General features: G+C 60.7%; 22 protein-coding genes and 1 pseudogene. 14 read left to right on the top strand and 9 right to left on the bottom strand.

The features are described 5' to 3' along the window. Positions 1-466 precede the first annotated feature (466 nt). A pseudogene (locus V7714_RS16410) lies at positions 467-1,036 on the bottom strand (FFLEELY motif protein); the annotation flags it as partial. 350 nt (positions 1,037-1,386) lie between these two features. Between V7714_RS16410 and V7714_RS16405 the strand changes: the two are divergent. Then, positions 1,387-1,827, top strand: coding sequence for a phasin family protein (locus tag V7714_RS16405; RefSeq protein ID WP_284197654.1), 441 nt, complete (start codon positions 1,387-1,389; stop codon positions 1,825-1,827). Between the two features lie 198 nt (positions 1,828-2,025). Further along, positions 2,026-3,267 carry a patatin-like phospholipase family protein gene (locus V7714_RS16400; RefSeq protein ID WP_335710677.1) on the top strand — a complete coding sequence of 414 codons (1,242 nt, stop codon included), beginning with the start codon at positions 2,026-2,028 and terminating at the stop codon, positions 3,265-3,267. A 63-nt stretch (positions 3,268-3,330) separates the two neighbouring features. On the opposite strand, the gene V7714_RS16395 is transcribed toward V7714_RS16400, so the two are convergent. Further along, positions 3,331-3,966 (bottom strand): GntR family transcriptional regulator, encoded by a 636-nt coding sequence (locus V7714_RS16395; RefSeq protein ID WP_335710676.1) that lies wholly within the window; start codon positions 3,964-3,966, stop codon positions 3,331-3,333. A gap of 632 nt (positions 3,967-4,598) precedes the next feature. Here V7714_RS16395 and V7714_RS16390 point away from each other — a divergent pair. Beyond that, a complete protein-coding gene (locus tag V7714_RS16390) occupies positions 4,599-4,907 on the top strand; it encodes a helix-turn-helix domain-containing protein (protein WP_290330849.1) in 309 nt (102 codons plus the stop codon). A gap of 68 nt (positions 4,908-4,975) precedes the next feature. On the opposite strand, the gene V7714_RS16385 is transcribed toward V7714_RS16390, so the two are convergent. Beyond that, the gene (locus V7714_RS16385; protein ID WP_335710675.1) at positions 4,976-5,848 is read right to left on the bottom strand and encodes a radical SAM protein; all 873 of its coding nucleotides are present in this window, start codon (positions 5,846-5,848) and stop codon (positions 4,976-4,978) included. Continuing rightward, complete coding sequence (locus tag V7714_RS16380; RefSeq protein ID WP_335710674.1) at positions 5,849-6,301, bottom strand: universal stress protein; 453 nt, start codon at positions 6,299-6,301, stop codon at positions 5,849-5,851. Between the two features lie 122 nt (positions 6,302-6,423). Between V7714_RS16380 and V7714_RS16375 the strand changes: the two genes are divergently transcribed. The 7 genes from V7714_RS16375 (at position 6,424) to V7714_RS16345 (ending at position 11,386) form a co-directional block, all read left to right on the top strand. Next, the gene (locus V7714_RS16375; protein ID WP_335710673.1) at positions 6,424-6,864 is read left to right on the top strand and encodes an acyl-CoA thioesterase; all 441 of its coding nucleotides are present in this window, start codon (positions 6,424-6,426) and stop codon (positions 6,862-6,864) included. Positions 6,865-6,903: 39 nt separating this feature from the next. Then, positions 6,904-7,320: a hypothetical protein gene (locus tag V7714_RS16370; RefSeq protein WP_284197661.1), complete on the top strand. Its 417-nt coding sequence runs from the start codon at positions 6,904-6,906 to the stop codon at positions 7,318-7,320. 117 nt (positions 7,321-7,437) lie between these two features. Continuing rightward, a complete protein-coding gene (locus tag V7714_RS16365) occupies positions 7,438-8,289 on the top strand; it encodes an AAA family ATPase (protein WP_335710672.1) in 852 nt (283 codons plus the stop codon). A gap of 4 nt (positions 8,290-8,293) precedes the next feature. Beyond that, positions 8,294-9,007: a substrate-binding periplasmic protein gene (locus V7714_RS16360; protein ID WP_335710671.1), complete on the top strand. Its 714-nt coding sequence runs from the start codon at positions 8,294-8,296 to the stop codon at positions 9,005-9,007. Between the two features lie 125 nt (positions 9,008-9,132). Further along, positions 9,133-10,206, top strand: a complete 1,074-nt coding sequence (dinB, locus tag V7714_RS16355; RefSeq protein ID WP_335710670.1) for a DNA polymerase IV — start codon at positions 9,133-9,135, stop codon at positions 10,204-10,206. Then, positions 10,203-10,727 carry a DNA-deoxyinosine glycosylase gene (locus tag V7714_RS16350; RefSeq protein ID WP_335710669.1) on the top strand — a complete coding sequence of 175 codons (525 nt, stop codon included), beginning with the start codon at positions 10,203-10,205 and terminating at the stop codon, positions 10,725-10,727. Before dinB ends, V7714_RS16350 begins: the two co-directional genes overlap by 4 nt. 2 nt (positions 10,728-10,729) lie before the next feature. Then, the gene (locus V7714_RS16345; RefSeq protein ID WP_335710668.1) at positions 10,730-11,386 is read left to right on the top strand and encodes a YdcF family protein; all 657 of its coding nucleotides are present in this window, start codon (positions 10,730-10,732) and stop codon (positions 11,384-11,386) included. A 25-nt stretch (positions 11,387-11,411) separates the two neighbouring features. Here the strand turns inward: V7714_RS16345 and V7714_RS16340 are convergent, their stop codons facing one another. Next, positions 11,412-11,579 carry a hypothetical protein gene (locus V7714_RS16340; protein ID WP_335710667.1) on the bottom strand — a complete coding sequence of 56 codons (168 nt, stop codon included), beginning with the start codon at positions 11,577-11,579 and terminating at the stop codon, positions 11,412-11,414. Positions 11,580-11,775: 196 nt separating this feature from the next. Between V7714_RS16340 and V7714_RS16335 the strand changes: the two genes are divergently transcribed. Both V7714_RS16335 and V7714_RS16330 read left to right on the top strand, forming a co-directional pair. Continuing rightward, positions 11,776-13,221 carry an aminotransferase-like domain-containing protein gene (locus V7714_RS16335; protein WP_335710666.1) on the top strand — a complete coding sequence of 482 codons (1,446 nt, stop codon included), beginning with the start codon at positions 11,776-11,778 and terminating at the stop codon, positions 13,219-13,221. 87 nt (positions 13,222-13,308) lie between these two features. Further along, positions 13,309-13,470, top strand: a complete 162-nt coding sequence (locus V7714_RS16330) for a DUF3149 domain-containing protein (protein WP_335710665.1) — start codon at positions 13,309-13,311, stop codon at positions 13,468-13,470. Positions 13,471-13,558: 88 nt separating this feature from the next. Here V7714_RS16330 and ccoS read toward each other — a convergent pair whose 3' ends face one another. Next, a complete protein-coding gene (gene ccoS / locus V7714_RS16325) occupies positions 13,559-13,738 on the bottom strand; it encodes a cbb3-type cytochrome oxidase assembly protein CcoS (protein WP_335710664.1) in 180 nt (59 codons plus the stop codon). Between the two features lie 3 nt (positions 13,739-13,741). Further along, entirely contained in the window at positions 13,742-16,216 is a 2,475-nt protein-coding gene (locus tag V7714_RS16320; protein WP_335710663.1) for a heavy metal translocating P-type ATPase, read from the bottom strand. Positions 16,217-16,296: 80 nt separating this feature from the next. On the opposite strand from V7714_RS16320, the gene V7714_RS16315 reads away from it, so the two are divergent. Next, entirely contained in the window at positions 16,297-17,466 is a 1,170-nt protein-coding gene (locus V7714_RS16315) for an HD-GYP domain-containing protein (protein ID WP_335710662.1), read from the top strand. 236 nt (positions 17,467-17,702) lie between these two features. Here V7714_RS16315 and lysA read toward each other — a convergent pair whose 3' ends face one another. Beyond that, a complete protein-coding gene (lysA, locus tag V7714_RS16310; protein ID WP_335710661.1) occupies positions 17,703-18,941 on the bottom strand; it encodes a diaminopimelate decarboxylase in 1,239 nt (412 codons plus the stop codon). Between the two features lie 67 nt (positions 18,942-19,008). Between lysA and V7714_RS16305 the strand changes: the two genes are divergently transcribed. After that, complete coding sequence (locus tag V7714_RS16305; RefSeq protein ID WP_335710660.1) at positions 19,009-19,962, top strand: LysR family transcriptional regulator; 954 nt, start codon at positions 19,009-19,011, stop codon at positions 19,960-19,962. A 15-nt stretch (positions 19,963-19,977) separates the two neighbouring features. Here the strand turns inward: V7714_RS16305 and V7714_RS16300 are convergent, their stop codons facing one another. Next, positions 19,978-20,874: an amino acid ABC transporter substrate-binding protein gene (locus V7714_RS16300; protein ID WP_335710659.1), complete on the bottom strand. Its 897-nt coding sequence runs from the start codon at positions 20,872-20,874 to the stop codon at positions 19,978-19,980. Positions 20,875-21,092: the final 218 nt, after the last annotated feature.

Here is a 21,092-nt window from a genome sequence, read left to right as displayed (position 1 = left end):
CCGTTTCGCTTCGTTTTTGTCTGCGTCAGCAGCAGAGAAGCGAACTATACGCACCCTCCCCGTACCCGTCAACACCTCCTCCGCAAAATTCCGCGACTTTCTGCGCCATATCGCCTAAGTCGCTGATCTGTAATATCTCCGCAACACCTACTTTTTTAACCCCGCCCCGCAAAACCCGCGCCAACTCGTGCGTGATGCAAGTGGATGGGCCACAAAAAATCAAAAGAAAACCCAAAAACCATGCAAAACGCCCCGCAAGCGGGGCGTTCGGCGGTGTGACGATCGAAATTTGCTATATAAGTTTAGTGAGCGCGCGAATAGCATGGGCAAGGCGTAAATGGCAATCTCAAACCCTGCAATCATCCGCAACAGCATGCCCTCAACAGAAGGGATCCTGATCGCGTGCGGCAATCCGCTCCAGTATTCGCGTTTCCCGCTCGCATATGGTCGCCAGAAATTCATCAGCCCCCTTCATATGCAGGAATGCAGCTACGCCGCGTTCCAGGAAGTCCTGCAGCTCACCTAAACCGGCCATATGCGCCGGCCCATGCGCCAACTTCAGCGCCAGCTGTACCAATGGCTTCTGCACCACCGCATCCAGCTCATGCCCCAGCTTATCCACTAGGTCAATCTGCTCGCGCCTGGCATCCAGGCCGCAGCGGCGGTACGCCTCGGCATAACTGGCGGCGTCAATGGTCGACAAGCCCATTTCGTCGAATAGCTGCACTGCCATTGCCGCATCCAACTCGTGGCTCAGTCGATTGAGGTGCAGCGCACTCTGTATCGCCGCCATCGCCCGCGCAGGCAGCAAGGCCCGCATCTTGCCAACAATGCGCTCGCCATCCTGGTCGCGCTTGGAGAAATCCCTGGGGCCGTAGAGATCGCTCAGGAAAAAAGCCGTCGCCTGAGCATAGCGCTCACTTCCCCGCAGGTCGGCATAGGTCACCGCCAGCCGATCTGCCTGCCAGCGTGCCAGCAGGTAACGAGGACGGCTCAGGCCGCTTTGGACTATCTCTTCATCAGATATGGCAAGCATGCTGTGGCAAAAAAGTGATTGGCAAAAATCCTACAGCGTGGTGCAAACGCATCGGCAGAAAGCCCGTTGCAGCAAGCGATTGCACCCAAAAGGGGCGGAACTACGACGTTGCGATGATACGACAGTGTGGTTTCGACACCAGACGCCAATAGAAAAAACCGATAAAAAACTGGCACTTAGCGCAACTACCTCGCGATAATTCATTCCAACACAGGTCGCCAAGCAAGCATTCTGGTGGTCGATTATAAGAGCCGCCGGCCAGAGCGGTGCTTGGGAGTAACGCAAGTTCGGCGCAACGCGCCCACCATTTCAAGTTTTTTGTTTTCCACTTTTAGAACTAGGAGTCCATCATGGCAAAGTCGCTGAAGAAAGCTACCGAAGAGAAACAATACGCCCACGTCATCCTCGAATCCGCCAACCAGATTTGGCTGGCCGGCTTGGGCGCTTTCGCCAAGGCCCAGGGTGAAGGCGTCAAGGCATTCGACGGCCTGGTCGAAGCCGGCAAGCAAGTTGAAGAAAAGAGCCGTAAGTCGGCTGAGGAGAAAGTTGTGGCCGTAACCAGCAAAGCTACCGAAACCTGGGACAAGCTGGAACAAGTGTTCCAAGACCGCGTTGCCCGCGCCCTGAATGCACTGGGCGTGCCCAGCAACAAGGATCTGGCCGACCTGAACAAGCGCATCGACGAACTGAACAAGAGCGTCAATGAGCTGCTCAAGAAGCAAGCCGCCAAGCCCGCTGCCAAGGCTGAAGAAGCCAAGCCGGAAGCCAAGGCCGCTGCTGCCAAGGCCTAATCTGGTCAATACAGCCTAGACGGGGCGGTGCGTTAAACGCCCGCCCCGTTTTGCTGGATTCTGCTGGAATGGATTTGTGCTCACCGCAGGGGCATTCCACCAGAACCTGGCATAGCGCAATGAGCATTGGTATCTACCCATAGTGGTTAACCAAGCAATTGCTCTACAATCCACGCCCCGCCTCCCCGGAGTAGCACCATGCCACGCGCCACGCGTAAACCCAGCAAGCCACAGATCGGCCTCAACCTGGCCGCAGGCGGCCCCTTAGGCGCCATCTATGAAGTAGGCGCCCTATGCGCCCTCGATGAGGCCCTGGTAGGCATGGACTTCACCGACCTGGATGTCTATGTCGGCGTCAGCGCAGGGGGATTTATCTCGGCAGCGCTGGCCAACGGCATCTCTCCAAGCGAGATGTACCGCATCTTCATCACCAATGATTCGCGTGATATTCCATTCGAGCCAGATCAGTTCCTGCGGCCCGCCTATCGCGAGTACTTCCGCCGGGCGATGGCCATACCCGAGCTGCTGCTGGATTCGTTCTGGGATTTCATCACCCATCCGCGTGAAGTCGGCCTGACCGGCGCATTCATGCAGCTGTCTCACGCCATACCTACCGGCCTGTTCGACAATAGCGAAATTGACCACTTCCTCAATCGCGTCTTTACCAGCGGTGGCCGCACCAACGATTTTCGCGCACTCAAGACCAAGCTCTATATCGTCGCCACCGACCTCGACACGGGCCGCTCGGTCAAATTCGGCGGCCGCGGTCACGATCACGTACCCATCTCCAAGGCTGTACAAGCCTCAGCCGCCCTGCCAGGTCTGTTTCCGCCGGTAGAGATCGACGGTGATCATTATGTAGATGGCGCCCTGAAGAAGACCCTGCACACCTCCATCAGTCTTGATGAAGCCGCCCAGTTGGTCATCTGCATCAACCCCATCGTGCCGTTCGATGCCCGCCTGGCGCCGCATGGGCATCCCAATACCCGAGATCGCCTGATGCGCGGCGGCTTGCCCGTCGTGCTATCGCAAACCTTCCGCTCCATCATCCATTCGCGCATGCGCGTTGGCATGCAGCGTTACGCCAATACCTATGAGGGTGCCGACGTCGTACTGTTCGAACCCAGCCACGGCGATGAAGAAATCTTCTTCTCCAACGTGTTCAGCTACTCCGACCGGGAGAACATGTGCGAGCACGCCTATCAGCACACCCGTGAGGATTTACGCCGCCGTGCCGACGAGCTGGAGCCCATCCTGGCCCGCCACGGTGTCAGCCTGAACCGGGAGGCCCTGGAAGAGGATCGCTGGCTATCGCGCAAGGCGCATACGCGCTACTGGCGCAAGTTCGACGACAAGCCAGAACCCGACACCTCCATCGACAAGCTCTATTACACCCTGGATCAGCTTGATCACTGGCTCAATGCCGAGAACGAGCACTGATCACCAAGTCCACGAAACAACAAAGCCGGCTATGCCGGCTTTGTTGTTCTATGCAGCAACCATTCAGTCTTCGAAGTTCGCCTCGATAAAACTGACATAGGCCGCATGCAGGCGCTGCATGTGCTGCTCCAGCAAGCCCACATCCCCAGCCCTCAACGCAGCGATATAGGTATGGCGCGATGGTGCATCTGCCGGGCGTTGACCATTAGTAATGCGCACGACCTCCGCATAATAGCGGGTAGCGCGCTTGAGGTTGGTCTGTATCATGTCCAGCAACAGCGGTCTGTTGGACTTGGACAGCAACACCGCATAGTAGTGATGCAGACGTTCCATGAAGAAACTGGCATCCAGACCACGCGGCGATTCCAGTTCATTGGTAATGGCTTCCAGGCTGGAAATCAGCGCCTCGTCCATCGTCGGCATGGCAATCTGGAAAGCCAGCGCCTCCAGTGCGTTGCGGATATCCGCAATGTCAGCAGCCTCGCCCTTGCGCATCCGCGCCACAATGGCACCACGGTAAGCGAAATACTCGACCAAGCCTTCCACCTGCAAGCGCTGCAAGGCCTCTCGCAGGGGAATGGGGCTGACACCGTAGCGATTGGCCAGCTCCACCTGCTTCAAGGGCTCGCCCGGAGCCAGGCCACCCCGAAAGATATCATCGCGGATTTCCTGAACTATCTTGTCAACCAGTGTGCTCATACCTTGTCGCTTCTGGCCCGGCAGGCCCGTTGCTGATCCATCAAAACCGTCGAGTCTAACAAACACGCCGGTAGTTGCACCCCGCAAAAACTAGGGGATAACCCTAATAAAGTCAGTCACTAAGGGAATATTAGATATATCATACCGTCGCGCAAAATTTTGCCCTCGTAGACTCGGTGCCGTAGCCCTAGCAGCAGCGGGAAAGCATCATCCTCGCCTCCCGGAACTTGCCTAGACAGGCGGTGTGATTAGTAACAAAAACCCGGGTAGGGCAATTTGCTGCCGAAATCATGCCTTAAGACTACCTTTCGAAAAATTTATCGTCCAATACAAAATTAGCATCACAGTGATAAATTTTACAAATGCTGTTGTTTGTAAAGGACAAACAGGTGGTTTTGATGTCAAAATGGCTGGCATAAGCAGCGTCGCATTGCAACATGCCTCGCGCATAGCGCAGAGTCGCAGTAAAATTGCATTGCGCTAGACTCAGGATGTATGCCGACTGCAGGGGGGCATGAACCAAGCAGCTAGTTTGGCGTCAGACTGGCATTTACAGCCAGCACCGGCATTCGACATATCGGCCAATGTGGCCGGCATGACAGACCGATATAACAGGATTGCGGACGACCGCCATGAAATTATTCGACAAGATGTTCAACCCCCGCGATGTGCGTCGCAAACTGGGCCTGAACCAACAAGAGTTCTGGACCAAGATCGGCGTTACACAAAGCGGTGGCTCCCGCTATGAGAGCGGCCGCAACATGCCCAAGCCCGTCAAGGAGCTGTTGCGTCTGGTACATGTGGAGCAAGTAGATTTGACCCGGGTTCGCCGCGAGGACTTCGAAATTATCGAGTATCTCAAGGAGAACCACCCGGATCTGTACAAAAGCCTGCAAAAAGCCGTCAAAGCGCGCCCAGAGGGTGAGCTCGAAGGCCAGTAAGCCTGACCTAGTATCCGAAAAGTAAAACGCGCACCTTGGGGTGCGCGTTTTGCATTTTCAACCCCAAGCTAGAGACTCAGTTTCACCGCCAGCCCCAAAGCTGCAATGCGGTCAGCGAAAGCCTGCATCCAGGCCTCTGGCAGGCGGCTCAAGCGCGGGGCTTCCGGCTGGGTAGAGGGTCTTGCCAGTCCATACAGCAGCACCCCCTCGGGTTTTGCGCCTTCCGCACATGCTGACTGCACAAGCTCAAGCCACGCCTGCTGCTCACTCTCTGAGGGTGGCAGCCCGTCCGTGGCAAACATGCAGGTCTGCAACCAGGTCGGACAATGCGCCGTGGCCGCCTTCAGATGGCGCACGACCTGTGCCTCGCTCAAGGCAATCTGGTTGACCTCGCTATATCCCGCCACCGGTGCCCGGTCAAACTTGAACCACACTTCTCCCCCCAATGCCGCCATGCGGGCCAGTGCCGCTTGCACAGCAGGCTTGTACATCTGGCTGCCATTGGTAATCAGCACCAGCTTGATCTGCCCCAGCAAACCAAAACGCCGCATGGCATCGCCGAGCAGATCCACCACCTCACCGAACTGTTTGCTGGAGGTCGGCTCACCATTGCCGGAGAGCGCCAGGTCATTCAGTCTGCGCGCCTCTTGCGGCACGCTACGCTGCATGAAATCGCCATGTACGATCTCTTCCAGCATCGCATCCAGCTCATCAGCCAGCTGCGCCAGATCCAGCACCGGTGCATTGCCGCGTACCAGCTCAGGTACCTGGCAATATACACAGCGCCAGTTGCAGGCATTGTTGGGATTAAGGTTGATGCCTACCGAGACGCCACCCGCACGGCGGGAAACCACTGGGTAGATGTACTTGAAGCCCAGTATGTCGCGACGATGATCAGTCACCGCCAGGGGCACGAGGGGTTTGAGGGTAGATTCAGACACTTATTTCTGGCGCTTGATGGGGAAAAGAAGAACCGGTACGGGCGCATGCCTGATCACCCCTTCCGCGACACTGCCCATCAGCAGATGATCGAGGCCAGTCCAGCCATGCGAACCCATGATGATGATATCAGCCTGCCAGCTCCTCGCGTCGCCGATCAGGGCGGTAGCAATCGAACCACCCCAGATTTCTATCATCGCCGTCTCGGTTTCCACGCCATTTTCCTGCAGCAAGGCATGTGCGCTCTCCAGCACCTTGCGGCCGTTCTCCCGCAGGTTGGTCTGCAATTCACCCACATCCACGAACTCAGCCCCTCCCCAGGTGAACTGCGCCAGATCGATCACATGCACCAAGCGGGTCTTGCCATGCTGTTCGCAGCAAAAGCGGGTGGTTTCCACCAAGGCCTGTCTTGACGTCTCACTATCGTCCACCGGTACCAGTATGCGTTGATACATGATGTCACCCCTCCACTCAGATGCAGCGCAGATACATCCATCCACTCACTATAGCCCTGCGGTTGCCGATAGACCGCAGCGAGGCTTACACTCGGCACAAGAACCTAGCAGATGATCGATAGATGGCCCGCGTAAAACTGGATCTGCCCGAGCATTTCCCCTATTCCACCCTGATCGAGATAGGCATAGGCCACATCAACTACGGTGGTCATCTGGGCAACGACTCCGCGCTCACGCTGGCCCACGAGGCAAGGCTGCGGTTTCTGCGATCGCTGGGCTTCAGCGAGTTGGACATAGCCGGTTACGGATTGATTCAAACCGATGCCGTACTGGTCTACAAGAACCAAGCATTCTGGGGCGAAACCCTGGTCGCCGAAGTCACCGCCGACGAATTCAGCAAGTATGGCTGTGACCTCTACTACCGCTTCCGCCAGCAATCCGATGGCCGTGAAGTACTCCATGCCAAGACAGGCGTGGTATTTTTCGATTACCAGAACAAAAAGCTGGCCGCCGTACCGGCCGAATTCCTGAACGCCCTGGGGCATTCCGTCCCGGCTGTTTGATCGCTGTTACAAAACCGAGAACGAGCAGGAGCACATGCGATGATGAAGAAATACCCCGCCAACAGCCCCGAATCCATGGCTCGCCTGCTGGTGATGCTGATGATGAGTGACGGCAATCTCGACCCGCGCGAGATTGATAGCCTGGAAACCCTGCATATCTACGAAGCACTCGATATCAGCCGCACCCGCTTTATCGAAGTGCTGCACGCCTACTGCAACGACCTCAGCGATGAGGCCGACGACGAGGGCCGTATCCAGCTGGTAGACCGCCAACGGGTAGATGATCTGCTCGACACCGTAACCGAACCCAAGAAGCAGCTGCTGGTCGCCACCCTGGCACTGGATATGGCCAAGGCCGACCGCTCGATCTCCGAACCGGAACTGGCCATCTATGCCCATATGCTGGATCGCTGGCACTTGTCGCTGGACGATATCGAAGCCGCTTACGCCAAGTAAGCAGCGCCTTGTAAGCGCGCCATGCAGGCAGAGTTGGCAGCCAGGCCGGCTCTGCCCGTAAAATCGCGGCATCTTACCGAACCTGCCCCGTGGCAGGTGCCCACACAGGATGCACGCATGAGTTCCGCCCCACGCTTTACCGGTACCGACAGCTATATCGCCACGCCAGACCTGATGCTGGCCGTCAATGCCGCCATTACCCTGCAACGCCCCTTGTTGATCAAGGGAGAGCCGGGTACCGGCAAGACCCTGCTGGCCGAAGAAATCGCCCGTAGCCTGAAAGCCCCGCTGATCAGCTGGCATATCAAGTCCACCACCAAGGCCCAACAAGGCCTTTACGAATACGACGCGGTATCGCGCCTGCGCGATGGCCAGCTGGGCGACCCACGGGTCAACGATATTGCCCATTACATTGTGCGCGGCAAACTGTGGGAAGCCTTCGAGAGCGGACAGCAAGCCGTGCTACTGATAGACGAGATCGACAAAGCCGACATCGAATTCCCCAACGATCTGCTGCGCGAGCTGGATCGCATGGCTTTCGATGTCTATGAAACCCGCCAGACCATCACCGCCCGGCATCGCCCCATCATCATCATCACCAGCAACAACGAGAAGGAACTACCAGACGCCTTCCTGCGCCGCTGTTTCTTCCACTACATCCGCTTCCCCGACAAGGACACCATGCGGCAGATCGTGGACGTGCACTTCCCGCAACTGCATCAGGAACTGCTGAGCGAAGCCATGGAACTGTTCTACGCCTTGCGCGACATGCCCGGCCTCAAGAAGAAGCCCTCGACCTCGGAATTGATAGACTGGCTCAAGCTGCTATTGGCAGACCAGGTGCCGCCCACGGCACTACGCGCAGGCAATGGGCTGCCACCGCTCTCCGGCGCCCTGCTCAAGAACGAACAGGACATCGGCCTGTTCGAGCGCCTGGTCAAGATGGTCAAGGCACGCACACAGGCCTGATACCATGCGTGCCTGGATAGCTGGCGCAACCTACCTGATGGCCTGCCAGGCTAGCGCCGCCAGCTATACCGTCGCTGTCGAGGATGTCGACTACTTCCCCATCTACAGTACGGCAAACGGACAGTACCGTGGCTACGCCCGCGAGCTGCTGGACCTGTTTGCACTACACAGCGGCCACCAGTTCACCTACCTGCCACTGCCGATCAAACGCATCACGCCCTACCATGTGCGTGATCGGGTCGATCTGGTGTATCCCGATCATCCGCGCTGGGGCAAGGCACAGAAGCAGGGCCGGCAGATCCACTACTCCGTGCCCACCCTGACCTTCCAGGATGTGATCCTGGTCCAACCTGCACGCCTGGGGCTACCCATGCAGACCTTGGGCATGGTGCGTGGCTTTACACCGTGGAAATACCTGGCCGAGGTCGAAGCCGGCCAGATCAAGGTGGAAGAGGCCCCGGGCCCGGCCAACCTGCTGCGCATGACCCTGCTGGGCCGCGTAGACGGCGCCAACATGGCCCTGCAGGTCGGGCGCTATCATCTGCAGCATATGGGCATCCAGCAGGCCCTGGTACCCGATCCCAAGCTCATGCCCATTCAGGACAGCCAGTACTACCTCTCCAGCATCCGCCACCCCAAACTGATTGCCGAATTCGATCGTTTTATCAAGACCGAGCACGCCACCATCAAGGCCCTGCAGCATAAGTACGGGTTTTGAGGGCCGGCAATGACGTCAAGTCATCGATGAGCGCCTCAGCCGGCACCGCAGCCCTTGGCCGGCAGCGCTGGCTCAGCGAGAATACGAACGTTCTCCAACTCGTCCAGGCAACAGGCACGTCGGCCATGACAGGCACCCAGCGTAAAATCATCCATATCGATTGCGACTGCTTCTACGCATCGGTGGAAACGCGCGACGACCCCAGCCTACGGGGCAAGCCCGTGGCCGTTGGTGGCAGGGCCGAGACGCGCGGGGTGATTGCCACCTGCAATTACGAAGCACGCCGCTTTGGCGTGCGCTCCGCCATGGCGACCAGCCAGGCAATCAAGCGTTGTCCAGGCTTGATATTGTTGCCACCCAGATTCGATGCCTACCGCGCAGCCTCACGCCAGATCCACACCATCTACCGCGATTTCACCGAGCTGATCGAGCCGCTGTCGCTGGATGAGGCCTATCTCGATGTCACCCAGGCTCCGCATTTCCAGAACAGCGCCACCCGCATGGCGCTTGCCATCCGCGATCGCATCCGTACTGAGGTCGGCATCACCGCCTCTGCCGGCATTGCCGCCAACAAGTTTATTGCCAAGGTCGCCAGTGACTGGAACAAGCCGGACGGCCAGTTCGTCGTCCGCCCGCATGAGGCCGACGCCTTCGTCGCCGCCCTGCCGGTAGGCAAGCTGTTCGGCGTCGGCAAGGTCACCGCCGCCAAACTCAATGAACTGGGTGCCCAAAGCTGTGCCGATCTGCGCGACTGGCCACTGGAAAAACTCACCCGCCATTTCGGACGTTTCGGTCAGCGCCTGTATGAACTCTGCCGCGGCCATGATGAGCGTCCCGTCAGCAACGACCAGCCCCGCAAATCCCTGTCGGTCGAAACCACCTACGTCCAGGACTTACGCGACCTTGAGGCCTGCCGCACCGAACTGCAGGCCCTGATTGCCGATTTCCGCGAGCGACTGGCCCGTGCCAAGGACGCTCCCTTGCCCTACAAGGCTTTCGTCAAGATACGCTTTGACGACTTCAGTCACACCACGGTCGAATGCATTTCCACCCACCCAACCGATGAGGTCTGGCAGGCACTGCTGGCAGAGGGTTGGGCACGGCAACGTAGACCGGTACGTTTATTGGGCGTCGGTGTACGCTTTGAAGAAGAAAAAGCCCTGCTGCGCCAGTTGGAATTATTCCAGAGCACACCATGAGCGAACGCAAACGCTGCCTGCCGCCGGTAGTCGATCACCACACCCGCCTGCTGATACTCGGCAGCCTGCCGGGAGAAGCCTCACTCAAGGCCAGCCGCTACTACGCCCATCCACAGAATCAATTCTGGCGCCTGATGGGTGCTGTGCTGGATGCGCCTCTGGCCACCATGCCGTACGATCAACGCTTGGCGACCTTGCTGCAGCACGGTGTGGGCTTATGGGATGTGATAGCCGAAGCCGAGCGCGCCGGCAGCCTGGATGCGGCCATACGCAAACACGCCCAGAACGACCTGACACACTTGCTGGCCAGCCTGCCTGCCGTGACCCAGATTGCCTTCAATGGCGGTACTGCTGCCAGGTTGGGGCAAAAGCAATTGGCCCAGCAAGGCATATCGCTACCCTGCCTGGCCTTGCCTTCCAGCAGTCCGGCCTACACCATGGCCTATGACCTCAAGCTGGCACAGTGGCAACAACTGGTCGGCTACCTGCCTCAGCTAGCCCCCCACCCCATCCCCTCCTAGCCATGCGCCTTTATCGCCAGTCATCCCGACTACGCCGCACTGCGTGGTTTGCCCTGCTACTCCTGCTGGCTTGGCCCATCACGCTCGGCGTCATGATTGCGAGCTATGCGCGTGTCAGCGACCCGCACCCCGCCGACGCCGCCATCGTGCTGGGTGCCGCCACCTGGGGCGAGCAGCCCTCGCCGGTGTTTCGCGAAAGGCTCAACCATGCCATCCACCTTTACCGGACTGGCCAGGTCGGTCTGATCGTCTTCACCGGCGGCCGTGGCAGCCAGGACGAACCACCCGAATCCATCGTTGGCAGCCAGTATGCACTGGCACAAGGCGTACCCTTGCATGCCATGGCCTGCGAGCAGTATTCCACCGTCACGCTGGAGAACCTCCAGGGCGTCAAGCAATGGGTGGCGCGGCGCCAGTTCAAACGGGTACTGCTGGTGAGCGATCCGCTACATATGCGCCGATCCATCAGCATGGCGCGCGATCTGGGGCTACCGGCCTACCCCTCGCCTACGCCAAGCACACGCTACACCAGCTTATCCAGCCAGTCAGGCTTTCTGCTGCGTGAAACCTACTACTACGGCGCCTACCTGCTCTACCGCCAGTTCACCCAGGCAGGTGAGCCTCCGTCTATCCCCGCCGACTCCTGCCTTGCCAGATAGAGGCGACAAGGGGCTACCAGTACGGCTACAGCGCGCCCACCCCCAACGCAGCCCGCCTACAGGCAAGCTGCTCCCCCAAGACAGCCGGCGTGCGCTCATCCGCATCAAACGGCCGCGTCTCGTCCGTCACCGTCGGTGGTGTATCGTCTTCCCTCAAACGGCCCAATGCATTGCCCAATCCACTTTGCTGCATGCTGCGCTCCTTGGCATGATCCAAGGCATCAGTCTAGGGAGGCTGCACTGTATCGGTAAGACGCAGAAGTTTCATTCTGAATAGATACAGAATACCTATATCCAGGCCTGTACCTACCCAGCTTCCCGCCAGCTGTACCGATACCCAGTCGCACATAGAATCTATGATGCGGACAGGCACAATGATGTAGACCTCGATGACCACACGCTACCAGACCCTGGCTGACGACCTGGCCAACCGCATCCACGCCGGTGTACTGCAACCGGGCAGCCGCGTGCCCTCGGTACGGCAACTATGCACCCTGCACACAGTCAGCCCCGCCACCGTCACCCATGCCCTGCATCTGCTGGAAGACGCCGGCCTGATCGAAGCACGCCCGCGCCTGGGCTTTTTCGTGCGCCAGCACAGCCGCCGCTTTGCCCCACCCAGCCAATGCGCCGAACCCGCGCTGCCCACTGCCATACAACTCGAAGGGCACCGCAAGCTGGTGATCGAGTTTACCGACGAGGTCGCCCACCCCTGGCTGGGTATGTCGGCCATTGCGGATGAGCTGTTCCCCCTGGCGCAAGTCAAGAAACTGCTGGTGCAGCAATTACAGCGCGATCCGCAAATACTCAACCGTGCCAGCTATGGCGGCGAGCCCAGCCTGCGCGAACAGCTTGCCCGGCGCTCACTGATACTCGGTTGCAACTTTCAACCCGACGAGATCATCGTCACCCATGGCGATACCGAGGCCACCGACCTCTGCCTGCGCCTGCTGACCAGGCCGGGCGACCTCGTTGCCATACAGACACCCGGCCCGCTGCGGGTGCTGGAGATGCTGGAAGGCCTGGGACTGCACGCGCTCGAGATACCGGCCCACCCCTGCGACGGCCTGTCTGTCGATGCACTGGCCCACGCCCTGCAACACAACAAACCCGCAGCCTGCATCATCAACGCCAACTTTCCCAGCCCCACCGGCAGCCGCATGCCAGAGAGCGAAAAGGCCAGGCTGGTCGAGCTGGCCCAACGTCATGCCATGCCGCTGATCGAAGTCGATACCTTTGGTGACCTCAACCACGGCGAACAGCGGCCCAGGCCCATCAAAGCCTACGATCGCCACGACAACGTGCTGTACTGCGGTGAACTCTCCACCCTGGTCAGCCCCGGTCTGGGCATAGGCTATATCGCCGCCGGCCGCCACCGGCTAACTCTGGCTGCCAGCCAGGTGGTACATGGCGAGCCCGTGCCTGCGCTTATCCAGCACACCATGGCAGCCCTGCTATCCGGTGGGCAGTTCGAACCCCATATGCGGCGCCTGCGCAGCCGGCTGGCCAGCCAGATGCAGGCCTATCGCAAAATGGTCATCGAGCACTTCCCGGGTGGTACGCGCATGGCCTGTGGTGATGGGGGCTTCATGCTGTGGCTGGAGTTGCCCGATAACCTCGATGCCGCCGAGCTGCAGCGCCGCGTGCTTGCCACCGGTCACACCTTCGCCCCAGGCGCCCTGTTCAGCCTGGGCAGCAGTTTTGCCAACTGCCTGCGGCTGAACGCTGGCTACCCGCTCAGCTGCCAGATCGAGGAAGGCATACGCATCATCGGCCGGCTGGCACATGCCATGCAGGCAGAACAGCACGGCGAAAAGACTTTGAACAGGCTCTAAACCGTGCAAGCTTGAGTTAGGTCAAAGCGTCAATTGCTGTGGCAGCGCCTAATAGGGGTGTCATCACGCCCCCTGGAGAGCTGCACCATGAGCAATGCCATCAAAGACCTACTGTCGAGCGACGTCGGCATCATGAGCGTGGCAGTCATCACGGCCATCATCGTCATGGGTAGCTATATCGCTTGGTTTGTCCGCAAACATGTGCGCGAAGAAGAAGCCGCCCAGGCAGCCAAGCAAGGGCGAAACTAAGCGCCATCATAAGCGCAAGTGGTAAGTACTGACGGTCTGCGCCAGGGCAACCCTGGCGCCAGAAGTCAGCGCAGCCAAGCCTGCCCAGCTAGTCGATGGCGTCGCCATCCTTGTCGGCAGAGGGTGGCTTGTCGTCATCATGCAGGATGCGATGGCCCGGCCCTTCCAGGTCGTCGAACTGGCCCGAACGGCTGGCCCACCAGAACAACAGGCCGCCGCCAGCCGCCACCAATACCGAGAGCGGGATAAGTAGATAAAGGCTATCCATGCCCTATTGTCCCCCCGCCTTGCCCTTGGCCGCCAGCCTCAGCGCATTGCACACCACCAGCAGCGAGCTTCCCGCCATACCCAGGCTAGCCAGCCACGGCGTTACCATGCCCGCCAAAGCAAAGGGCAGCGCCACCAGGTTATAACCCAGCGCCCAGGCCAGGTTCTGGCGGATGATGCGGCGGGTCTGCCTGGCCACCCGCAGGCCCTCGCCCAAGGCCGTCAACTTGCCTACCAGCACCAGGTCACCGGCCGCCTGCGCAGCCTCGGCGCCGCCGCCCACCGCCACCGAAACATTGGCGGCAGCCAGCACCGGCGCATCATTTACACCATCGCCCACCATGATCACCCGCCGGCCTTGCGCCTGTAGTGCCTGCACATAGGCCAGCTTGTCGGCAGGCAGTGCCGCCGCCTTCAACTGCGCTATCCCCAGTGTCTGCGCCACGGCTTGCGTCGGCCCCAGTGCGTCGCCACTGAGCACATGGGTGGTCAGCCCCTCGCACTGCGCCAGCAAGGCCGCAGCCTCCGGCCGTATGGCATCACCCATAGCAAAGCCTGCCAGCCACTGCGTGGTGCTTGCCAGCCAGACCACAGTATCCTTGTGGCGCCAGTCCTGCGCCTCCTCGGGCAGTGGCGCGCTGCAAAAGGTCGCCACAAAGTCGGCACGCCCCAGGCGATAGCGCTGGCCGCCCATGCTGGCTTCCACGCCACCACCGGGGTAGTTGGTGTAATCGCTGGCCACCAACCCCGTGGTATCGATGCCCTCACGCAAGGCATGCGCTATAGGGTGCTCCGAAGCGGCCTCCAGCAACGCAGCCAGGGCCCGCAAAGCTGACTCGTTGGACGCACTAGGATCGGCCACCAACAACTTCACCGCCTGCAACGTCGGCCGGCCATGGGTCAGGGTGCCGGTCTTGTCGAATACCACATCAGTCGCACTGGCCAAGGTCTCCAGTGCATGCCCGCGCGTAACCAGCAAGCCTGCCTGCGCCAGCCGCCCGGTGGCCGCCGTCAATGCCGCCGGGGTGGCCAGCGAAAGCGCACAGGGGCAGGAAATCACCAGCACGGCCACGGTAATGGGCAGCGCATGCAAGGGGTCATGCACATGCCACCAGAACCAACCAGCCGCCGCCACCAACAGTAGCGCCGCCACAAACCAGCCCGCCACCCGGTCGGCCAGCAAGGCCAGCTGCGGCTTCTCGGCCAACGCGCGGTCCAGCAGCCGGACTATCCCTGCCAGCTGCGTCTCCTGTCCTATGCGCTCCACCCGCACCACCAGCGGCGTACCGCCATTCACCGCGCCGCCGATAACCATTGCGCCTGGTTGCTTGGGCACCGCCCTCGCCTCGCCGGTCAGCAAGGCCTCGTCCGCCTCGCCCTCGCCCTCCAGTACCTGTGCATCAGCCGGGTAGCGCTCGCCGGGCTTCACCAACAACACATCGCCTACCGCCAGCCGGGCCACCGGCACCGCTTCCACATCGCGCCCTGCCGGCCAGCCGGCCAACCTATGGGCAAATGCCGGCAATAGCTTGATCAACGATTCCGCTGCCTCCCCCGCCTTGCGCCGGGCCATGCCCTCCAGAAAGCGGCCACCCAGCAGCAGGAAGACAAACATGGACACCGAATCGAAATAGACCTCGCCCTGCCGCGTGACCGTGGCCCAGCAACTGGCGATAAAGGCCGCCCAGACCCCCAGCACCACCGGCGCATCCATACCCAGCCGGCCACGCTTCAGATCGCGCCAGGCACCCTGGTGAAACGCCTGGCAGGCATATAGCACCACCGGCAGGGTCAGCAGCAGGCTGGCCCACTGCATCAGGTTCAGCCAGGTCGGGCCTATCTCACCCGGCTCCGCCAGATAGACCGGCACGGCATACATCATCACCTGCATCATCGACAGCCCGGCTATCCACAGCCTGGCTATCGCCCCCTTGCGCTCCTTCTGCCGCAGTGCCTCCTGCCGGCCAGGGTCATAGGGATGGGCGCGGTAACCGATATCTGCCACCGCCAGCAATATCTGCGACAGCTGCACCCGGCTGTTATCCCAGCAAACACGAGCACGATGGGTGGTGTAGTTGACACTGGCCTCCAGCACCCCAGGCAGGCTCAGCAGATGCCGCTCATTCAGCCAGATGCAGGCGGCGCAGCTTATGCCCTCCAGTATCAGCGCCGCCTCGCGCCTGTCGCCCGGTTCAAGCTTCACAAAGCTGGCCTGCAGCTCAGGGCTATCGTATAGCCGCAGCTGCGCCAGCAGCTCGTCGGGCAGGGGCGCGGCCCTGTCGGCTGGCTTCTCACGCTGCTCGTAATAGCTGGCCAGGCCGCTTTGCAATATGGTCTGCGCCACCGCCTGGCAGCCTGTGCAACAGGTTGTACGCTGGAGCTGCCCATACGTCACAGGGTAGCGTGGCGGCAACCGGTCGGCCTCGGCCACGGGTTCGCCACAGTGAAAACAGAATTCAGACTGGTTATCTTGCTGCATAGGCCGATATTCTACCGGCAGGCAGCCACTCGCCCGGCCTATGATTGGTTGAGGCAGGTCAAATAAAACAGGGATCATCGATGGAATTCGAGCGGGTAACCTCCAACGACCTCGTCGCTGGCGACCGAACGCTATGGAATATGTATGAGGAATCAGGCAAGTTGCTGATCCCCAAGGGCAAGATCATCAGCAACGAAAGTCTGCTGAACCGCCTGATCGCCATGGGCCTGTTCGCCGACCGCGAAGAACTGCTCAAAAGCCGCGAGGAATGGCGCGCCGCCAAAATGCGCCAGGTACAGCAGTCGAACAAGCCGCCCTCCACCGTAGGTACGCTCATGGCAGCCCGCCGCAAGCTCGACGCCATGGTGGCACAGCTGGATCGCAGCATTCAGGGCAAATGGCTCAGCGACAAGGTAGGTGAGCTGGCCGACGAGATCGTCGCCGCCTGCGATGCCGATGGCGATGTGGCCATCGCCATGATACTGCTCCGGCAGGAGGGCAAGTACGCCATACGCCATATGGTCAATGTCGCCATCGTCACCGCCCTGGTCTGCCGCTCGCTGGAGAAACCCGCCCCCGCCATGCGCTCCATCGTGGCCGGCGCCTTGACCATGAACATAGGCATGATCGAATTTCAGGATCAGCTCAAGGAACAAACCACCCCGCTCAGCCCAGCACAGCGGGGCAGGCTGGAACGCCACCCTATGATGGGGGCCGACATGCTGCGAGAAGGCGGCGTCAGCGATCCCATCTGGCTCGCCGTGGTGGAGCAACATCATGAATCCATCGACGGCAGCGGCTACCCTGGCGGCCTATGGGAGGACCAGGTCAGCGAAGGCGCCCGCATCGTGGCCCTGGCCGACCTGTTCTGTGCCCGGGTCACTCCCCGCTCCTACCGCCCCGCCGTGGCCTCCAACGTTGCCCTCAAGGGCATTTTGCTGGAGCGCGGCAAATCGCTGGATCAGACCATCGCCTCCCACTTCATCAAAACCCTGGGCATCTTCCCCCCAGGCATGCTGGTGCGCCTGGCCAACGGTGAAATCGGTGTCGTGACCCGTGCCGGCGGCAAGGTCAACACTCCGCAGGTAAAGAGCATACTGAGTGCCGACGGCCACAAGCTGGGGCTGGCCGTCGCCCGTGATACCGGGGTAGACCAGTTCGCCATCAAGGAAACGGTCGATCCCAAGCAGTTGTCGGCCTATGTGAACATGGAAGCCATCTGGGGCAGTGCGGCGGCCTATCGCGGTTGAGAGCCTAGTGCTACTTGCTAGCACCCTTGGGTTCAATAGGTATGGCTCAGGCACCCGGGTAACCCGGGTGCTCACCATCGCGGCATCTCAAGCACCGGCTCTCCCCTGATTGATCCCCACCCCTACCCCCGCCCGCCGGCGGGGAACCTCGCTGCGCTCGAGGCGCCTGGTATTACTTGCAAGCATCCGTGGATTCAATAGGTATGGCTCTTATTACTGCCCGCCCGCTGGCCCGTTTACACCGCTTCCAGCGCCAGCAATTCGTCCAGTGTCTGCCGCCGCCGTATCAGGCGGTCGGTATCGCCGTCCACCAGCACCTCGGCAATCAGGGGCCGTGAGTTGTAGTTGGACGACATGCTGGCGCCGTAGGCACCAGTATCGTGTATGACCAGCAGGTCGCCCACCCTGGCCCGTGGCAGCAAGCGTGGCAGTACCACCCCACCATCGCCCTGGGTAAACACATCGCCCGATTCGCATAGCGGCCCGGCTACCACGCACTCGCCCAGGGGGCGCTCAGCCGCATCTGCCGCGATGACGCTCATGCCGTGATAGCTGCCGTACATGGCCGGCCGCATCAATTCGTTAAAGCCCGCATCCACCAGCACAAAATGGTTGGCCCCCGCCTGCTTGGTGGCGCGCACCTCGGTCAGCAGGCAACCCGACTCCGCCACCAGATAACGGCCAGGCTCGATCTCCAATACCAAACCATGGCCCAGGATGCGTTCGGCCTCGCGCCGGGCAGCATCCCACAGGCCAAAGTAATGCCCGGTATCCACCCTGGGCTCGCCATCCTGATACGGAATCGACAGACCACCACCGGTAGAGATGGCATGCAGATCATACCCAGCTGCCTGGGTTTGCCGCACCAGCCCCACCATGGCCCCGCACACCTCGCTCAGGTGGGCATAATCCACGCCCGAGCCAATATGCATGTGCAAGCCCACCAGTTGCAGGCCATTGCTGCGCACCGCTGCCAGCGCCGTCAGCAGCTCGGTATGCCAGATACCATGCTTGCTCTGCTCGCCGCCGGTATTGGTCTTATTGCTGTGGCCATGGCCAAAGCCAGGATTGATGCGCAGCCAGACCTTGTGTCCCGGCGAGGCGGCGCCCAGTTGGTGCAGCATGTCGATGGAACCTGCATTTACCGTCACGCCATGCTCCACCACCGTGGCCAGGGTCGCCCTATCCAGCAGATCGGCGGTAAACACCACGCCAGGGGTATCGCCACCGGTACTGTAGCCCGCTGCCAGCGCCCGCAATATCTCGCCGCGCGATACCGCATCCACTTGCACACCCTGCTCGCGCATCAGCCGCAGGATATGCGTGTTGGAGCAGGCCTTCTGGGCAAAGCGCACCACATCAAAGCACTTCAGTTCAGCAATGCGCTGGCGTATCAGGGCTGCGTCGTAAACCCACAAAGGGGCGCCATAGGTTTGGGCTAGTGCGGCAAGGCGCTGGGCAGGCAAAGAGGGCATGGCAGGTTACCGGTAAGGGATTGCTGCCATGGTGCGCTCGCGCTAGCATGCCGTCCAATGCACATTTTTGCCGCAATCATTCACCCTGGATATGCCTGAGCCTATCTCCCACCGGCTGATCGAGATTTTCCGCACCGTCATGAGCACCGGTAACGTGACCGAGGCGGCACGGCTCATGCACAGCTCCCAGCCCACGCTCAGCCGCGAGCTGGCCAGGCTGGAAGACATCCTGGGCTATGCCCTGTTCAGCCGCAGCAAAGGCCGCCTGCAAGCCACAGCCCAGGCACTGGCCTTGTATGCCGAGATACAGCGCAGTTACCAGGGTCTGGATCAGGTCATCAGCACGGCCCGGCAACTGGGCCGGGGCGAGCAAGGCCAGCTCAGCATATTGAGCCTGCCGGCACTCACCCATGCCCTGCTACCTGCCGCCTGCGCCCGGTTTCTGGCATCGCATCCCGGCGTGCAGCTCTCCATCACCCCGCAAGAGTCGCCTTTGCTGGAAGCCTGGCTCAGCGGCCAGCGCTTCGACCTGGGACTGACCGAGCACCACGACACCCCGCCAGGCACACATGCCCAGCCCTTGCTGGTGGCTGATGAGGTCTGCGTCCTGCCCGCCGGCCATCCATTGCAGCACAAGCCTGTCCTGACACCGGCCGACTTCGCTGGGCAGGCCTATATCAGTCTGTCGGCCCAAGACCCCTACCGCGTATTGCTGGACCAGGTTTTTTCAGACCAGGGCATCGCCCGCCAGCAAAGGGTGGAAACCCACAGCGCCGTCGCCATCTGCGCCATGGTGAGCGAAGGCATAGGCCTCTCCATCATCAACCCCCTCACCGCCCTGGCCTTTGCCAGCGAACGCCTGCAATTGCGCCGCTTCAGCATCTCCATTCCCTACCGGCTAGGCTTGGTCCTGCCCGAGCACAGGCCGGCCACCCCGCTGCTGCCCCGCTTTGTCGCCGCGTTGGCGCAAAGCGCAGACGATATCCAGACCAAGCTGGCCCAGGCGGTGTGCCCGCAATAAGCGAAACAGCCCGGATTACGGTCGCTCCCGCAGCTCCACCGCCAGATCGTCCCACCACCCCGCCACGCCCAATGGTGTCTCCGGCGACAAAGTGGGGTTGGGTATGCGTATTACCCGCCGCCCATGCAAAGACAGATCGCGCAGCACCAGGCGCTTGTAGTCCTGGTAGCGGCGCTCGAACTGGCCACTCCGTATCAAACGCTCCAGGCCATGTTCTATGCGCCTTGCCACTTTCTCTCCCGCTGGCGTGCGGGGCACAAAGAAGTAACGCGGTAGCGGGTAATACAGCATCAATTCCCGCTCTATCGCCAGGTTGGGCAAGGCTTTACGCTGCACCGCCAGCTCATCGGCAATCTCGTTTACCCCGCGAGAGAACAGATCAAAGCGGCCTACATCGAGCATGCGGAACAAACCCGCATAACCCTCCCCCTCCACCACCTGCAGGCCGGCTGCGCGCAGTATCCGCACATCCACCCAAGTACGGTCCTGCCCTATGCCTAAGCGCGCCAGATCATTCAGGTTGCGTACCCCCGCCACACGCGCCTGGCTATCGCTGCGTATCAGGAACAAACGATAGCCGGTCAACCCCTTGTCCAGCGGTATGCGTATGGGCCTGAGCTGGCTCTCCAACTCGGGCGAGGTGGTACGGACAATGATGTTGACCAGACCATCGGGCGTCGCCACCTCGCGGGCGGCCCGCGAGGCATTCATGCTCTCGGGCGAACTGGTAATCACATAAGGGCCATACTTGCCCGCATTGGTCGCCAAAACAGCGGCCAGCAGCTCCCAATAGTACTCATAGCGCTTGTCACCTGGCGTCTGCCCTGGCGGGTAGACCAGGCGCAGGGGGGCGGCCATCGCATTCATGGCATTAAGGCATAGCAGAGCAATCAGGAGAACACGCCAAAGCATGGAGAAATTCCAACCGGTTTCCACCTGTGTGGCCGGAGATCAGCGGCAGCATCGCTACCGCCAGGAGGCCCTCTCCAGCAGCCTCTGTTCCCAACCCAAGCACAGCGGAAGTGCCAACTACGACGCAGCATGCAACTTGATATGCAAGGAGAAATGCTTCACCAACGAGGTTACTGGAAGCGCCCACGCGTGACGCTGCAAAAAGTCAGACAGCACCC

Source organism: Chitinimonas sp. JJ19 (genome assembly GCF_036961565.1).
Lineage (GTDB): Bacteria > Pseudomonadota > Gammaproteobacteria > Burkholderiales > Chitinimonadaceae > Chitinimonas.
The sequence above is the reverse complement of the archived record's forward strand: the minus strand, read 5'-3'. Positions and strand labels throughout refer to the sequence as shown.

Coding starts and splice junctions, on each gene's coding strand:
- V7714_RS16405 (WP_284197654.1), top strand. CDS start 1,387: ATGGCAAAGTCGCTGAAGAAAGCTACCGAAGAGAAACAATACGCCCAC.
- V7714_RS16400 (WP_335710677.1), top strand. CDS start 2,026: ATGCCACGCGCCACGCGTAAACCCAGCAAGCCACAGATCGGCCTCAAC.
- V7714_RS16395 (WP_335710676.1), bottom strand. CDS start 3,966: ATGAGCACACTGGTTGACAAGATAGTTCAGGAAATCCGCGATGATATC.
- V7714_RS16390 (WP_290330849.1), top strand. CDS start 4,599: ATGAAATTATTCGACAAGATGTTCAACCCCCGCGATGTGCGTCGCAAA.
- V7714_RS16380 (WP_335710674.1), bottom strand. CDS start 6,301: ATGTATCAACGCATACTGGTACCGGTGGACGATAGTGAGACGTCAAGA.
- V7714_RS16375 (WP_335710673.1), top strand. CDS start 6,424: ATGGCCCGCGTAAAACTGGATCTGCCCGAGCATTTCCCCTATTCCACC.
- V7714_RS16370 (WP_284197661.1), top strand. CDS start 6,904: ATGATGAAGAAATACCCCGCCAACAGCCCCGAATCCATGGCTCGCCTG.
- V7714_RS16365 (WP_335710672.1), top strand. CDS start 7,438: ATGAGTTCCGCCCCACGCTTTACCGGTACCGACAGCTATATCGCCACG.
- V7714_RS16360 (WP_335710671.1), top strand. CDS start 8,294: ATGCGTGCCTGGATAGCTGGCGCAACCTACCTGATGGCCTGCCAGGCT.
- dinB (WP_335710670.1), top strand. CDS start 9,133: ATGACAGGCACCCAGCGTAAAATCATCCATATCGATTGCGACTGCTTC.
- V7714_RS16350 (WP_335710669.1), top strand. CDS start 10,203: ATGAGCGAACGCAAACGCTGCCTGCCGCCGGTAGTCGATCACCACACC.
- V7714_RS16345 (WP_335710668.1), top strand. CDS start 10,730: ATGCGCCTTTATCGCCAGTCATCCCGACTACGCCGCACTGCGTGGTTT.
- V7714_RS16340 (WP_335710667.1), bottom strand. CDS start 11,579: ATGCAGCAAAGTGGATTGGGCAATGCATTGGGCCGTTTGAGGGAAGAC.
- V7714_RS16335 (WP_335710666.1), top strand. CDS start 11,776: ATGACCACACGCTACCAGACCCTGGCTGACGACCTGGCCAACCGCATC.
- V7714_RS16330 (WP_335710665.1), top strand. CDS start 13,309: ATGAGCAATGCCATCAAAGACCTACTGTCGAGCGACGTCGGCATCATG.
- ccoS (WP_335710664.1), bottom strand. CDS start 13,738: ATGGATAGCCTTTATCTACTTATCCCGCTCTCGGTATTGGTGGCGGCT.
- V7714_RS16320 (WP_335710663.1), bottom strand. CDS start 16,216: ATGCAGCAAGATAACCAGTCTGAATTCTGTTTTCACTGTGGCGAACCC.
- V7714_RS16315 (WP_335710662.1), top strand. CDS start 16,297: ATGGAATTCGAGCGGGTAACCTCCAACGACCTCGTCGCTGGCGACCGA.
- lysA (WP_335710661.1), bottom strand. CDS start 18,941: ATGCCCTCTTTGCCTGCCCAGCGCCTTGCCGCACTAGCCCAAACCTAT.
- V7714_RS16300 (WP_335710659.1), bottom strand. CDS start 20,874: ATGCTTTGGCGTGTTCTCCTGATTGCTCTGCTATGCCTTAATGCCATG.